Consider the following 14,649-nt stretch of genomic DNA (forward strand, 5'->3'; position numbering starts at 1 on the left):
TCCTGTCACAACTGCCCCACCACGAACCCCGACGACGAGGACTCAGCCATGCACGACGACCTCACGAATTTCCGGGGCGCACAGCCGCCTCGGCGAGAGACGATCCATGGTCGGTATGTCGACCTCGAACCGCTCGATGCGGCCGATCACGGCGATAGCCTCTTCGCCGCGGTGTCGACCGCAGCGGGGATCGACGATCGGTTCCGATACCTGCCCCAGACGCCGCAGACCGAACGCGGGGATTTCGATTCCTGGATCGTCGAGGCGGCCGACTCCTCCGATCCCCTCTTCTTCGCCGTCGTGGACCGATCCACCGGTCGGGCCGAGGGCCGGCAGGCGCTGATGCGCATCGATGCGGCCAACGGCGTCATGGAGATCGGGCACATCCTCTGGGGCCCGGCACTGTCGCGGACTCGGGCGGCCACCGAGGCGCTGTACCTCTGCGCCGATCTTGCCTTCTCCTCCGGTTTCCGTCGGTTCGAGTGGAAATGCGATGACGCGAATGCTCCGTCGAAGAAGGCCGCCGAACGGTTCGGTTTCACCTTCGAAGGGGTCTTCCGTCAGCACCTCGTGTACAAGGGCCGCAACCGCGACACCGCATGGTTCTCGATCATCGACGGCGAATGGCCGGCGCTGCGCTCTGCCTACGAAGCGTGGCTCGACGATGCGAACTTCGATGCCTCGGGAACTCAGCTCAAGGGACTGCGCGAACTCATCGCCGAGGTTCGTCAGCGTTGAGACCTTGGGCTGGGTCCCAAACTGAGCGCCCGCGCGCCCGCCGCTTTCGCCGCCCTGCCGCGCGTCCACCCGGGCTCGGACCGTCCCGCGCATTAGGCTGGACGCGATACCACCTGGACGCTGATGACACCTGAGGAACCATGCGACTTCGCCCCCTTGCCCTGCTGTCCGCCGCTGCGATTGCTGCCACGACGACGGCCTGCGTGTCGACCCCCGAAGAGACCCGCCCGCAGCCGCGCCCCTCGGTGAGCAAGGAAGAGGTCACGCCGATCGAGACTCCCGACGATGCGCCGAAGGTGTCCATCGTCGATTCCTCCCCCGGCGGCGCGAAGGACACTGACCCGCTGTGGCAGGGCCTCGCCGAGGCGGCCGAGAAGAAGACCGAGGCCTACCTCAAGGTCTACGTGCACACCGGCAATCCCGAGGTTCCCGAGTCCGGCGAGACGGCCGTGACCGCCGACAGCCCGGACAGCGTCAGCGTCACCGTCGATGCGAAGAACGTCGATGACGGTGCCTCCCCGTTCCTGCTCATCCACGGCACCTTCGACGTCGAGGAGATCGGCAACTCGGCGTACACTCTCAAGACCGTCGACGACGAAGATATCCCCGAGCTCGACCCGAAGGGCCCGAACGACGAGAAGCGCTGCACCGCCGATGACGCTCAGGACCGCATCGCCCTGGCCGCCGACGACCTCGCCGAGGATCCCGGCCGCCGCGAAGAGTTCCGCCAGCAGTGGGGCGGTTCGCCGCGCGTGTGGTGGGGCATCCAGAAGACCGCCATCAGCCTCGGCGAAGAGGGCGGAGTCGCCGGCGACTTCCTCACCGAAGCCTGCGGAGAGTTCCTCCAGTAGTCACTCCGTTCCGCTTCGCGCCCGCCGCCTCTCGCCAGCCGACGCCCTGCGTGCGACGATGTTTCTATGAAGATCGCCGTCATCGGAGCTGGAATCGGCGGACTCTCGACGGCCGTGGGCCTGCAGAGAGCGGGCGCCGAGGTGACCGTGTTCGAACGCGCATCTGAGCCCAGGGCCGGTGGTTCAGGTCTGTCGATCTTCGCCAACGGCATTGCCGCTCTGGAGACCTTGGGTCTGAGCGAGGCATTCGATGCCGTGACCGACGCCGGTGTCGAAGGTTTCGCCGCAGGTCAGCGGCTCGCCGACGGGCGCTGGATCGCACAAGTGCCCAACGATGCGGTCGGTGCTCTGCGCATCGTCGACCGTGCCGATCTCCACCGCATCCTCCTCGATGCTCTGGACCCGGGGACGGTGCTCACTGGTTCCGAGGCGACCGTGACCGCCACCGACGGGACGCTGACGGTCGAAGAACCCGGGTCCGCCGGTTCCGCAGTATCCGAGCACTTCGACCTCGTCATCGGCGCCGACGGTCTGCACAGCCGGACCCGCACCGTCGTCGATGGGGAAACGGTCGCCCCGCGGTACTCCGGGTATTCCGCGTGGCGGGGCATCACCTCGGTGCCGGTGGATCTGTCCGGTGAAGCCGGGGAATCGGTCGGACACGGGCGCCGCTTCGGCATCGCCCCGTTGGCCGACGGCCGCGTCTACTGGTTCGCGGTGGCGAATATGCCGCAGGACGCGGTCTTCGCCGACGAGAAGGCCACCGTCGAGCAGATGTTCACGGGCTGGCACTCCCCCATCGCCGATCTCATCGCCGCCACCCCCGCCGAGGAGGTCCGCCGCACCGCGATCTCCGACCTCTCCCGCCGGTTGGCCAGGTTCCATCGTGACCGGGTCGTGCTCATCGGCGATGCCGCTCATGCGATGACGCCGAACCTCGGTCAGGGTGGAGGGCAGGCCCTCGAGGACGCGGCGACGCTCACCGTCCTGCTCGGTCCGCTGCTCGCGCGCGGTCGTGCAGGAAACAGTGCGGAGGACCGTGCCGAGCTCGAGGCGGCGCTGCAGCGCTATGAGTCACTGCGTCGGCCACGGACGCAGTCGATCGCGCAGAAGTCCCGCCTCATGGGGCAGGTGTTCCAGCTCGAATCGCCGCTGTTGGCAGGGCTGCGCAATGCCGTCATCTCAGCCGTACCGTCGAGACTCATCGCCTCGCAGGCCGCGAGCGTCCAGAAATGGTCGCCTCCGTCGGTCTGATCTTGATTGCAGAGCGCCACTGGCACGAGTGAAGTGTGGGAAGAATGTCGCTGAGAAGCTGGTTTTCGGAATTCTGTGACCATTTTGCCCACCTAGTGTGACCATTTCGACCACTCAAGCCCGGCAGTCGGCGCCCGTGAGCTACAGCCCGTGGGCTAGAGCCCGTCAGCCAACGCCCCGGCCGGTTCAGTCGGTCAGGGCGCGGTTGTAGGCCTCGACGACGGCGGGCAGGAAGAAACCCAAGAGCACGGCGATGGCGGTGACCAGGCAGGCGAGCCCCAGCCACAGGGACCCCGCGATGACGCTGAAGGCGAAGACGATGACGAGCAGCTCGAAGGCGATCGCCGCCGGACGCGCCCACCTGTGCAGACGCCAGGCGCCGCGGGCCGCGGCACCGACACCGGCTGCGAAGATGAAGAACATGACGGCCAGGCCGATCAGCGAGGTCGCCAACGGTCCGGCGGTGACCGCCGTGATGATGAACGACACCGCCGACCCGACCAGGGCCAGCGCCTGGATGCCGAGGACGCTCACGGGCAGAAGCATCGCCCGCGGGGTGGGAACGCCGTGCCCCTCAGGCTCCGGTGAAACGCCGGTGCCTGCGGCCCGGTCATTGCGTGCGGTCAAATGGTCACCCGGGCGAATCCGGGGATGAGGATCTCGTCGAGCATGCGCTCACGCACATCCAGCGGCAGGAAGGCTGCGGTGATGGCGTTGACCGTCGCCCATTCGAGGTCGGTCTGGTTCCAGCCGGCCTCGTCGACGAGCAGGCGCATCTCACGCGACACGGAGGTGCCGGACATCAGCCGGTTGTCCGGGTTGATGGTGACCGCAAAGCCGAGGTCTTTCAGTCCCGTGATCGGGTGGCTGGCGATGGTGCCGCCGATGTCGGTCTGCAGGTTCGAGCTCGGGCACAGTTCCAGCGGAATCTGCTGGTCGAGGACCCAGGCGGCGAGGCTGCCGAGCTGACCCTGACCGTCGACGATGTCCATGTCCTCGACGATGCGAGCGCCGTGGCCCAGACGCTGGGCGTGGCAGATGGTGACCGCCTCGTGGATGGATTCTTTGCCGGCGGCCTCTCCGGCATGGATCGTCACCGGCACATACGCCTGGTGCAGGGCGTTGAAGGCGGAGAGATGCGCGGACGGCGGGAATCCGTTCTCGGGTCCGGCGATGTCGAAGCCGACGACACCGGAGTCCGCACCCTTCTCACGATGGCGGATGGCCGATTCGGCGATCGCCAGCGAGTTGTCGGCCTGACGCATGGCCGTGATGAGCTGCCCGACGCGGATGTACTTGCCGTCGGCCGCGGCCTCGGCGACACCTTCTTCGAGACCGGCCTGGACGGCTTCGACCACGGCGTCGAGTTCGAGTCCGCCCTCGAGGTGCTGTTCGGGAGCCCACCGAGCCTCGGCGTAGAAGACTCCGTCGGCCACCTGGTCGAGGACCCATTCCTTGGCCACACGGCGCAGGTTGTCCTCGCTCTGCATGACCGCCACGGTGTGCGAGAACGTCTCGAGGTAGCGGACCAGATCACCGGAATTCGCGGACTCCGAAAACCATCTGCGCAGCGATTCTGCATCGGAGGCGGGCAGGGTGTGACCGATCGAGTCGGCCAGTTCGATCATCGTCGACGGGCGCAGACCGCCGTCGAGGTGATCATGGAGGGAGACTTTGGGCAGCTGCAGGATGGGGTCGTCCGATGCGACGCCGGCGGGTACATTCATCACCGTCTCAGCTTATCCGATGACGACTGAGCCCCTCATCCTTTCTCCGGGTCGATCTCCCCGCTCTTGATCCGCTCCCTGAGGTCCGTGATCCCGCGACCGGCGTCGGAGACGCGGGAGAGGAATCCGTCCTCGGCGACGATGCGCACTCCACCGTTGTCGAGGGTGCCCCGGTAGTGGCGGTCGGCGATGCGGAAGCCGCCGATCTCCTCGGGCCCGGTCTTCGGCGCAGGGGCCACCTCGTCGGGGTTCTTGCTCTGCGGCCAATCGGGGAACATCGTGCGCAGTCCACGGCGCACGTTCGGTTCCACGCTGGCCACGATCGTCTTGGAGAATCCGCCCGCTGTTCCGTACCACACGATCTTCGGCAGGCTCGGTCCTTCGTCGTCGCCCTCGGGTGCCTCCGTGGCCGTGGTCAGGTTCATCCGCTTCTCCTCCGCCGAGGTGACCACCCCCATCGCGGCCGCCGACCCGAAGGGAACGAGCACGTCGACGTCGGCGCCGAAGGACCGTTCGAAGTACTCCTTCCCCGCTTTGCGGGTGTCGTCGATCGTCCGAGGCGAACCGCTCGCCGAGGCGGCCCCACCCGAGGAGGGACGGTAGGACTCCGCCTTCGGCAGGTCCTCGTCCTTCTCCTTGTTGTAGAGGTCGACGCCGGCGTCGAAGGCATTCAGAATGCGTTCGGACTGTGGGAACCCGTGGGAGACGACGACGCCGACCTTCCCTGTCTCGGAGGCAGTGGCCGCGGTGTAGCCGGCGATGAACGCCGGCGGGACGAGGTCGAAATCCATGCTCAGCACGTTCTTCGGCAGGTCGTCTGTGCCGCTGGAGACTCCGAGGAACAGGTCGTCGGGGTGCGCGGCGGCGAAGTCCGCGAGTTCGTCTGCTCCGCCGGGCCCGATGACCGTGGTCAGTGCACAGTCGTGTCGGTTCATCCGCTCCAATGCCGCCGAGGTGGCCGACCCACTCGAGACGCGTTGACTCGAGGTGCCCGAGAAGACCCCGGCGCCACGGGCCAGTTCCGTCTCCTCGAGGGTGAGAGCACCGGCGGAGTGATCGTCGAAGCCGGCCGGTGCCGAGACGAGGCAGCCCAGTCGCTCCTCTTCGAGGGCTTCGGGAGCAGAGACGGAGCAGCCGGTCAGCACCAGGGTGCCCACCGCGGCGAAGGCAGCGATGGAGGTGCTGTGGGCTGCGTGGCTCATGGCATCCAGAGTATCGGCCCGGCACCCCGGCCGGGTAATCAGCGGTCCCGGTCGAGGACCTTGAGCGCGGTGGCTGTGAACACGCGGGAGGCGATCTCCACGGCTCGCTCATCGATGAGCAGATCACCCTGGTGGATGTCGTAGGTGATGCCGCCGGGCGTGCGGGTGCCCAGACGGATGAGCGCTCCCGGGCAGTGGGTGAGGTACCAGGCGAAGTCCTCACCACCCATCGACTGCGGGGTCAGCTGCACGGAGTTCTCACCGAGTTCCCCGCGGACCGCCGATTCGATGAGGGTGACTTGGTCTTCGGTGTTGACCACCGGAGGGACGCCTCGGCGATGTTCGAGGTCGACCTCGACCCCGTAGGGTCCGGCGATGCGATCGACGAGCTCGGGCAGCACCTCAGCGACCTGATTCCACCCGTCGACGTCGAGGCAGCGCAGGGTTCCGCGCAGGATCCCCTCGCTGGGGACGACGTTCGCGGCGTGACCGGCGCTGATCTCACCCCACACCAGCGAGATCGCGTGGCGCGGATCGATGAGGCGACCGAGAGTCGAGGGCAGGTCGGTGGCGAGTTTGCCGAGCGCGTAGACGAGGTCCTCGGTCAGGTGCGGGCGTGAGGTGTGGCCGCCGTGACCGGAGAGGCGGATGATCACGGTGTCGCCGGCTGCGGTGATGGCGCCGATGCGCGATCCGACCTTCCCGATGTCGACGTTCGGGTCACAGTGGACGGCGTAGACCTCGGGCACGTCGTCGAGGACGCCCTGGGAGATCACGCGCAGCGCCCCACCGGGGGTGACTTCCTCGCCGGGCTGGAAGATCAGACGCACGCGTCCGCCGAGTCCGCCGGGGCGGGTCTCGTGGATCTTCTGCAGGGCGATGCCGGCACCGATGAGTGAGGTCAGGTGGACGTCGTGGCCGCAGGCATGGGCGACGCCGGGAACGGTGGAACGGAATTCCTCATCGATGAGGTCGTCGACGGGCAGGGCGTCGATATCGGCCCGCAGCCCCACGGCCACTGGGCCTTCGCCGACGTCGCAGACGACTCCGGTGCCGTCGAGGCGCTTCGGCGTGAGTCCGGCGGCCTCGAGTCGGGCGACGATCTTGTCGGTGGTCGCGAACTCCTGGAAGGACAGTTCCGGATGGGCATGGATGTCGCGGCGGAAATCGATGAGTTCAGCACCGATCTCAGCGATTGTCGAGCTGATCACGTCGGGTCCTTCAGTGCGGGGAGGTCGGGGATGGGCGATGTCGAACATTTCAAGCAATGCTAGGCACTCGATGTCATAGATGTGCCCATTGCGACCAATTTCGACATACTTCGGGCTCCACTCCCCCGGGAGCGCCGACTGTGGATCAGAGCAGTTCGTCGAGTCCGCGCTCACCGGCGACGGACACGGCCTTCTTCACATCCTGAGCGTGTGAGCGCGAGGTGATGAGCAGAACGTCGTCGGTGTCGACGACGACGAGGTCTTCGAGTCCGACGATCGCCACCGTCCGCGGGCCTTCGGAGAAGACGACCCCCGAGGCATCGACTTCGAGGAGATCGGTGTTCCCGCCGATCGAGATCACTCCCCGCGGCTCCCCCGGCACCGGCTGGCGCAGTCGGGCCACCGAGTCGAAGTCGCCGACGTCGTCCCAGCCGAAGTCACCGGGGATGACGATGACCCGACCGGCCGCGGCTGCGGGCTCGGCCACCACATAGTCGATGGCCCGCTTCTCCAGTCCGGGCCATACGGCGGGCAGGACCTCGTCGTGGTCGGGGGTGTCCCAGGCCTCAGCGATCCGGGCCAGTCCGGAGTAGAGGGCGGGGTCCTCCTCGGCGAGGATGTCGAGCAGCGATGAGGCCTTGGCGATGAACATGCCTGCGTTCCAGCGGTAGCGGCCGGAGTTCACATACTGACGAGCCGTGCTCGCCTCCGGCTTCTCTGCGAAGGCCAGCGCACGCCTGGCCGTGGGCGCCCCGTCGAGGCCGAGCAGGTCGCCGGTCTCGATATAGCCGTAGGCGGTGGCGGGATTGCGCGGCATGATGCCGATCGTGACGATGTCCCCGGTCTCCGCGGCCGCGACGGCCTGGTCGATGACGAGGCGGAATTCGTCGACATTCGTGATCGAATGGTCCGCGGAGAACGATCCGACGATGGCCTCGGGATCCTCGCGGGCGATGAGCATGGCGGCCAGTCCGATGGCCGCCGCGGAATCCTTCGGGGAGGGTTCGGTGATGATCTGGCCGCGGGCGATATGCGGCAGCTGTCCGGCGACCTGATCGAAGTGGCTCTCACCGGTGACCACCCAGACCCTGTCTTCGCCGACGATCGGCGCGACCCGGTCCCAGGTGGCCTGGATGAGGCTGCGGCCGAGGCCGAGGACATCGTGGAGGAACTTCGGCGACGCCCGGCGAGACAGCGGCCACAGGCGCGTTCCGGATCCGCCGGCGGGGATGATGGCGTGGAAGTGCGTGTTCACCATTTCAGTGTCTCAGAGTTCGGGCATGCCTTCCCCGAGGTTGCCCGCCGTGTCGGATGAGCCGATCCTTAAGGCTCCGGTGGGGAGATCCCCACCTCAGGGCCGCCTCGGTGATGGTCTGCCCTTGTTCCGGGGCCGTCCAGGTCAGGACGGCAGCGAAACAATTTAGCGCATACGATTGTGATGTAAATGAAATTCCGTGAGACGCGAAATCCCAGTTTTGAGGGAATTGCCAGGGTTGTCGTGTGATCCGGGACGCTCAGCCGTGTCTCGACTGGCACGGAAGCGGTCTTCGGCGTAGTTTCTAGACGTACACACCCGAATATTCAAGATGGAGGATGCTCCGTGGCCAAAGCGTCTACGGGCACTCTGTACCGAGGAAACGAAGGAATGTGGTCCTGGGTCGCGCATCGCGTCACAGGCGTCGGAATCTTCTTCTTCCTTCTGGTCCACGTGCTCGATACTGCCCTCGTCCGCGTCTCGCCCGAGGCCTATAACGCAGTGATCGGAACCTACAAGACACCGGTCATGGCATTCGGTGAGATCGCGCTCGTCGCCGCAATCGCATTCCATGCGTTCAACGGTCTGCGCGTCATTCTCGTCGATTTCTCGAAGAGTGGCCCGAAAAATCAGAAGAAGCTGTTCTGGGGAGTCATGATCGTGTGGCTCATCATCATGATCGCCTTCATTCCCCGCCAGCTGATGCACACCTTCGGAGGCTGACATGAGCACAACATCCATTCCGGCTCCGCGGACCGGCTACTCCCGGCATAAGTCGACGCGTTCGAAGTTCGAGATGTTCGCATGGCTGTTCATGCGCATCTCCGGCGTCGTGCTCGTCATCCTCATCTTCGGCCACCTGTTCGTGAACCTGTGGGCCGGCGACGGCGTCCAGGCCATCGACTTCGGCTTCGTCGCAGGCAAGTGGGCCAGCCCGTTCTGGCAGATCTGGGATCTGCTCATGCTGTGGCTGGCGATGCTGCACGGCACCAACGGTCTGCGCACCATCATCATGGACTACTCCGAGAAGCCCGGCACGCGCATGGCCCTGCAGGTGATCCTCTACATCGCCTCGGTCATCGTCATCGTGCTCGGCACGCTCGTCATCTTCACGTTCGATCCCTGCCCGGCCGGAGCGGACCCCTCGGTCCTGGCTGAGTTCTGCAAGGCCTAAAGGAGAAACATGCAGGTACATCATTACGACGTCGTCATCGTCGGCGCCGGCGGCGCCGGCATGCGTGCGGCGATCGAGTCGGGCCAGCGTGCCCGCACCGCCGTTCTCACCAAGCTCTACCCCACCCGTTCGCACACCGGCGCCGCCCAGGGCGGAATGTGCGCCGCACTGGCGAACGTGGAAGAGGACAACTGGGAATGGCACACCTTCGACACCGTCAAGGGCGGTGACTATCTGGTCGACCAGGACGCCGCCGAGGTGATGGCCAAGGAAGCCATCGACGCCGTCCTCGACCTCGAGAAGATGGGGCTGCCGTTCAACCGCACCCCCGAGGGCAAGATCGACCAGCGTCGCTTCGGCGGGCACACCCGCGACCACGGCAAGTCCGCCGTGCGCCGCTCCTGCTACGCCGCTGACCGCACCGGTCACATGATCCTCCAGACCCTGTACCAACAGTGCGTCAAGCACGGCGTGGAGTTCTACAACGAGTTCTACGTCCTCGACCTCGTCATGACCGAGGTCGACGGAGTCAAGCGTCCCGCCGGCGTCGTGTCCTACGAACTGGCCACCGGCGAGATCCACGTCTTCCAGGCCAAGTCGGTCGTCTTCGCCACCGGCGGTGTCGGCAAGGTCTTCAAGACCACGTCGAACGCGCACACCCTGACCGGCGACGGTATGGCCGTGACCTACAACCGCGGAATCCCGCTGGAGGACATGGAGTTCTTCCAGTTCCACCCCACAGGCCTCGCCGGCCTGGGCATCCTCCTGTCCGAGGCTGCACGTGGTGAGGGCGGCATCCTCCGCAACTCCGAGGGTGAGCGCTTCATGGAGCGCTACGCCCCCACGATCAAGGACCTCGCCCCGCGTGACATCGTGGCCCGTTCGATGGCCAACGAAGTCCGTGAAGGCCGTGGCTGCGGACCGAACAAGGACTACGTCCTGCTCGACCTCACCCACCTCGAGCCCTCGCATATCGACGAGAAGCTGCCCGACATCACCGAGTTCGCTCGTACCTACCTTGGTGTCGAGCCCTACACGGAGCCGGTGCCGGTCTTCCCGACCGCGCACTATGCGATGGGCGGCATCCCGACGAACATCAAGGCCGAAGTGCTGGCGGACAACGACAACGTCATCCCCGGCCTCTACGCCGCCGGTGAGGTCGCCTGCGTGTCCGTGCACGGCTCGAACCGCCTGGGCACGAACTCGCTGCTCGACATCAACGTCTTCGGCAAGCGCGCCGGCATCGCCGCCGCGGAATACGCGAAGACCGCTGAGGTCGTCGAGCTTCCGGAGAGCCCGGAGACCGAGGTCGTCGAGATGCTCGAGAAGATGCGCACCTCGGACGGCACCGAACGCATCGCCGCCATCCGCAAGGACCTGCAGGACCTCATGGACGCCAACGTCCAGGTGTTCCGCACCGACGAGACTCTCCGGTCTGCTCTGGACGAGATCGCGAAGCTGCGCGAACGCTACAACAACGTGGGCATCCAGGACCGCGGCAAGCGGTACAACCTCGATCTGCTCGAGGCCGTCGAGCTCGGCTTCCTGCTCGAGCTCGCCGAGGTCATCTCTGTCGCCGCCATCCACCGCAAGGAATCGCGTGGAGGACACTTCCGCGAGGACTTCCCGGATCGTGACGACGAGAACTTCATGCACCACACGATGACCTACCTCGATCCCGAAGCGGAGACCGACGGCATCAAGGGCATGCGTCTGGAGACGAAGCCCGTCATCGTCACCCGTTACCAGCCGATGGAGCGTAAGTACTGATGAGCACCGATACCACCCCAGAGCCAGCGTCGAAGATCGACCTGCCGACACACGTGTCCGGCGATGGCGGAACCATCCCGTCCTTCGACTGCACCTTCCGGATCGCCCGCTTCGACCCCGAGGTCGATTCCGAGGCGCACTGGGAGGAATACAACGTCACGATGTACGGCACCGACCGTGTGCTGGATGCCCTCCACAAGATCAAGTGGGAGATCGACGGCTCGCTGTCCTTCCGCCGGTCCTGCGCCCACGGCGTCTGCGGCTCCGATGCGATGCGCATCAACGGCCGCAACCGCCTGGCCTGCAAGACGCTGCTCAAGGACCTCGACACGTCCAAGCCGATCACCGTCGAGGCGATCAAGGGCCTTCCGCTCGAGAAGGACATGATCGTCGACATGGAGCCCTTCTTCCAGTCGTACCGCGAGGTCATGCCGTTCCTCGTCACCTCGGGCCACGAGCCCACGCGTGAGCGTCTGCAGTCGGCCGAGCAGCGTGCGGCATTCGACGACACCACGAAGTGCATCCTCTGCGCTGCGTGCACCTCGTCGTGCCCCGTGTTCTGGACCGACGGCCAGTACTTCGGTCCGGCCGCGATCGTCAACGCGCATCGTTTCATCTTCGATTCGCGTGACGAAGGCGGAGACATGCGCCTCGAGGTCCTCAACGACAAGGAAGGCGTGTGGCGCTGCCGCACCACCTTCAACTGCACCGAGGCCTGCCCTCGCGGCATCGAGATCACCAAGGCCATCGCCGAGGTGAAGCAGGCGATCCTCCAGCGCGCGTTCTGATCGCGTCAGTCTGAGACAGACTGCGGCGGCCCCGCACCACACGGTGCGGGGCCGCTTTCGTCTGTCCCGGGCGGACAACTTCCTCAAAAGCTCGATTGAAGGCAGACAGCACTGATTTGAACACGTGCTATTCGACTTCAACCGTGCTTTCACGGAAGTGGTCCCGCCTCGGTGCGGGTGAGGGAAACCTGAGGACGCGCAGCTTAGGACGAAAGTAGACTGGGGCGCATGCGTTTCCACCGCTCGACTGCTTCCTCACCGCGCACCCTGTCGCTGAGCGTCATCGGCTTTGCCGCCGCACTGCTCGTGCTCGCGGCCCAGCTCATCCACTCCCCCGCGCAGGCGGTGCCCGAGCCGGCGCAATCGACGGCACCGGCGTACGTCAGTCCCGGCGACCTCAGTGATGGGGCGAAGCCGCCGAAGCCGACGGGCACGTCCTGGCTCGTGGGCGACCTCGACTCCGGGGAGCTGCACGTGGCGAAGAATGTGGAGAAGCGGCACGCTCCGGCTTCGACGATCAAGCTGCTCACGGCTCTGGCGCTCGTCGACGAGTTCGATGACAAGAAGAAGAAAGTGACCGCCGAGTTCGAGGATATAAAGATCGACGGGACCAAGGTCGGACTCATGCAGACGAACAAGTACTCCATCGATCTGCTCTTCCACGCGATGCTGATGTCGAGCGCCAATGATGCAGCGAATGCTCTGGGGCGGGCAGCAGGCGGGCAGGACAAGGCCGTGAAGCTGATGAACGAGAAGGCCGCGGAACTGGGAATGTCGAACACGCAGGCGAAGAACACCTCGGGGCTGGACGCGAAAGGCCAGTACACGACCGCTGAGGACCTCATGAAGCTCGCGTGGGCCGTCTGCGAGGACGACTACCTCACGAAGGTCATCGGAACGGAAACCTTCAAATTCCCGGGCGGGAAGAACCCGCAGACGAAGGAGAAGTTCAAAGGCTACGAGATCCAGAACCACACGAAGATCGTCGGGCAGGTCGACGGTGGGCTGGGTCTGAAGAACGGATTCACCCGGGCTGCGAAGGGCTCGTATGTGGCCGTGGCCGAACGTGACGGGCACCGTGTGGTCACGACGATGCTCGGCATCGACAACAACTCCCGGCAGGTCGCAGTCGACCTGCTCGAATGGGATTTCGCCCAGGAAGACCCCCAATCGCTGCAGACTGTTCCCGTCGGAGTTCAGGCCACCGCCGAGGCGGACCCCACCGCCACCGGCGGCTCGAGTGATGCTGGTGGTGCGGAAATGGATGCGAACGGCAAGACGGAGTCCAAAGTGACGGATGAGTCGGAGCCGTCGATGGCCGCCCAGACCGTCGGTGCGGCACTGGACAACCCCCTCGCGCTCGGCCTACTGGCCGGCGGAGTGGTGCTCTTCGTCCTCACCGTGGTGCTGTGGGCACGTCTGCGGGCGCGCATGCAGGGGCGACGATAAGGATATTTCGCGCCGCCTCGGCGAGGATTTCGGAAATCCGGGGCGCCGCCTCGGCGAGGTTTTCGTTGTCCTGATTCGTCGACTCTGCGCTCGGGTGGACAATCCGAGCTTGGGCGCGCTATGCTGGTTCTTTGCGTTCGAAGTTGTCCGCATTCATCGAACCGATCGTTGCGTTGCTCCTGACGACAAGCTTTTGAGGTCGTAGGCCCCGATCACGGTTCGACTTTGCAGATGAATGTTCCGGACACTGTGTCTCTTCGACTCGCAGATCCCCATGGCGACCACCCAATCGCCGACTTGAGAACCTGAAGAATAGCGCGCGTCGTTGCCTGCTATTCACAATTGAAGAAAGGAGGGAACCATGTCTGAGTTCCCACAGTGGGTCCAGCGCGGACTCGCACACGCAGGAATGATCGATCCCCGGATCAGCCGTCGGGCTCCTGGTGAGATCACGATCGAGGATGCGACCGGCCGCGTTGTGCTGTTCACCGGCACTTCGCTGCGTGAGATCACGCCGATGGCCGCCGCCTGACCTCCAACGAGGTCACCCTGATCTGCAGGGATCAGCACGGCCCATCAGGGCCTGATCCGGACTGATTGAGTAGACGCCCACTTGCTGCCGGGTTTTACGCAGCGGGTGGGCGTCTGCCATTCACGACGTAAACTCTCATCGCCAATGCCGAAACGGCCCATCCGAGCAAACATGCTTGGATGGGCCGTTCAGGTATCTGTGGTGCGAGGGCTCAGAAGTCCCAGTCGTCGTCTTCGGTGTTCTCGGCCTTGCCGATGACGTAGGACGAACCCGAGCCGGAGAAGAAGTCGTGGTTCGTTCTCCCTCCGAGGTGAACCGTGTGATCGTTGAATTCCTGCGGCTTCTGGATGGGGTGCGCCTGGGTTGAATGTGGGTTGATTTGGGCGAAGTGTGGGCAATTTCTGGGCACGCGTGAGCGCTCACTTCCCCGGCCACCACACATCCTCCGGCGGCAACCATGCCCCGACAGTCTGCAGGCGACGGTCGTGGAGCTCCACGAAGATCGCACCATCGAAACCAAGCCTCGTCGCCGTGCCGTCGAGCCACACTTCACCGTCACGCTCGAACACGAGCCGAGCACGTACCGAGACGGGCGGACGGCTCTGGAACGAACCGCGGGCGCCGGCATCGTTGCGGATCTTCTGCCAGTACCGCCAGGTGGCTGTGCCAAAGTCATCGGTCATGGGGACAGTATGTGA

16 protein-coding genes are annotated in these 14,649 nt (G+C 65.3%); 9 read left to right on the forward strand and 7 right to left on the reverse strand.

The window, feature by feature from the left end; translation table 11 throughout:
• Positions 1-48: 48 nt before the first annotated feature.
• From GUY30_RS12110 to GUY30_RS12120, 3 genes are all read left to right on the forward strand, one after another.
• Positions 49-738, forward strand: coding sequence for a GNAT family N-acetyltransferase (locus tag GUY30_RS12110; RefSeq protein ID WP_167197820.1), 690 nt, complete (start codon positions 49-51; stop codon positions 736-738).
• A gap of 140 nt (positions 739-878) precedes the next feature.
• Complete coding sequence (locus tag GUY30_RS12115; RefSeq protein WP_167197853.1) at positions 879-1,589, forward strand: hypothetical protein; 711 nt, start codon at positions 879-881, stop codon at positions 1,587-1,589.
• A 66-nt stretch (positions 1,590-1,655) separates the two neighbouring features.
• On the forward strand, positions 1,656-2,843 hold the full coding sequence (locus GUY30_RS12120; RefSeq protein ID WP_167197856.1) for an FAD-dependent oxidoreductase: 1,188 nt from the start codon (positions 1,656-1,658) through the stop codon (positions 2,841-2,843).
• Positions 2,844-3,029: 186 nt separating this feature from the next.
• Here the strand turns inward: GUY30_RS12120 and GUY30_RS12125 are convergent, their stop codons facing one another.
• From GUY30_RS12125 to GUY30_RS12145, 5 genes are all read right to left on the reverse strand, one after another.
• Positions 3,030-3,470: a hypothetical protein gene (locus tag GUY30_RS12125; RefSeq protein WP_228281309.1), complete on the reverse strand. Its 441-nt coding sequence runs from the start codon at positions 3,468-3,470 to the stop codon at positions 3,030-3,032.
• Positions 3,467-4,570, reverse strand: a complete 1,104-nt coding sequence (locus GUY30_RS12130) for an adenosine deaminase (RefSeq protein ID WP_167200980.1) — start codon at positions 4,568-4,570, stop codon at positions 3,467-3,469. The genes GUY30_RS12125 and GUY30_RS12130 overlap by 4 nt, the downstream gene beginning before the upstream one ends.
• A 35-nt stretch (positions 4,571-4,605) precedes the next feature.
• The gene (locus GUY30_RS12135) at positions 4,606-5,772 is read right to left on the reverse strand and encodes a BMP family ABC transporter substrate-binding protein (protein WP_167197859.1); all 1,167 of its coding nucleotides are present in this window, start codon (positions 5,770-5,772) and stop codon (positions 4,606-4,608) included.
• Between the two features lie 38 nt (positions 5,773-5,810).
• Positions 5,811-6,983, reverse strand: coding sequence for an amidohydrolase (locus tag GUY30_RS12140; RefSeq protein ID WP_167197862.1), 1,173 nt, complete (start codon positions 6,981-6,983; stop codon positions 5,811-5,813).
• A 145-nt stretch (positions 6,984-7,128) separates the two neighbouring features.
• Positions 7,129-8,238, reverse strand: coding sequence for a mannose-1-phosphate guanylyltransferase (locus GUY30_RS12145; RefSeq protein ID WP_208091407.1), 1,110 nt, complete (start codon positions 8,236-8,238; stop codon positions 7,129-7,131).
• 345 nt (positions 8,239-8,583) lie between these two features.
• Here GUY30_RS12145 and sdhC point away from each other — a divergent pair, with 345 nt between their 5' ends.
• From sdhC to GUY30_RS12175, 6 genes are all read left to right on the forward strand, one after another.
• Positions 8,584-8,961 (forward strand): succinate dehydrogenase, cytochrome b556 subunit, encoded by a 378-nt coding sequence (gene sdhC, locus GUY30_RS12150; protein WP_092011973.1) that lies wholly within the window; start codon positions 8,584-8,586, stop codon positions 8,959-8,961.
• A gap of 1 nt (position 8,962) precedes the next feature.
• Positions 8,963-9,412 (forward strand): succinate dehydrogenase hydrophobic membrane anchor subunit, encoded by a 450-nt coding sequence (locus GUY30_RS12155; RefSeq protein ID WP_062243580.1) that lies wholly within the window; start codon positions 8,963-8,965, stop codon positions 9,410-9,412.
• 9 nt (positions 9,413-9,421) lie between these two features.
• Positions 9,422-11,182, forward strand: a complete 1,761-nt coding sequence (sdhA, locus tag GUY30_RS12160) for a succinate dehydrogenase flavoprotein subunit (protein WP_167197869.1) — start codon at positions 9,422-9,424, stop codon at positions 11,180-11,182.
• A complete protein-coding gene (locus tag GUY30_RS12165; RefSeq protein WP_167197872.1) occupies positions 11,182-11,970 on the forward strand; it encodes a succinate dehydrogenase iron-sulfur subunit in 789 nt (262 codons plus the stop codon). Before sdhA ends, GUY30_RS12165 begins: the two co-directional genes overlap by 1 nt.
• A gap of 228 nt (positions 11,971-12,198) precedes the next feature.
• A complete protein-coding gene (locus GUY30_RS12170; protein ID WP_167197875.1) occupies positions 12,199-13,419 on the forward strand; it encodes a D-alanyl-D-alanine carboxypeptidase family protein in 1,221 nt (406 codons plus the stop codon).
• Positions 13,420-13,780: 361 nt separating this feature from the next.
• Positions 13,781-13,951: a hypothetical protein gene (locus GUY30_RS12175; RefSeq protein ID WP_167197879.1), complete on the forward strand. Its 171-nt coding sequence runs from the start codon at positions 13,781-13,783 to the stop codon at positions 13,949-13,951.
• Positions 13,952-14,162: 211 nt separating this feature from the next.
• On the opposite strand, the gene GUY30_RS12180 is transcribed toward GUY30_RS12175, so the two are convergent.
• Both GUY30_RS12180 and GUY30_RS12185 read right to left on the reverse strand, forming a co-directional pair.
• Positions 14,163-14,360 (reverse strand): hypothetical protein, encoded by a 198-nt coding sequence (locus tag GUY30_RS12180; RefSeq protein WP_167193013.1) that lies wholly within the window; start codon positions 14,358-14,360, stop codon positions 14,163-14,165.
• A gap of 10 nt (positions 14,361-14,370) precedes the next feature.
• Positions 14,371-14,634, reverse strand: a complete 264-nt coding sequence (locus tag GUY30_RS12185) for a hypothetical protein (protein WP_167197883.1) — start codon at positions 14,632-14,634, stop codon at positions 14,371-14,373.
• Between the last annotated feature and the right edge of the window lie 15 nt (positions 14,635-14,649).

This window comes from Brevibacterium pigmentatum (genome assembly GCF_011617465.1).
Lineage (GTDB): Bacteria > Actinomycetota > Actinomycetes > Actinomycetales > Brevibacteriaceae > Brevibacterium > Brevibacterium pigmentatum.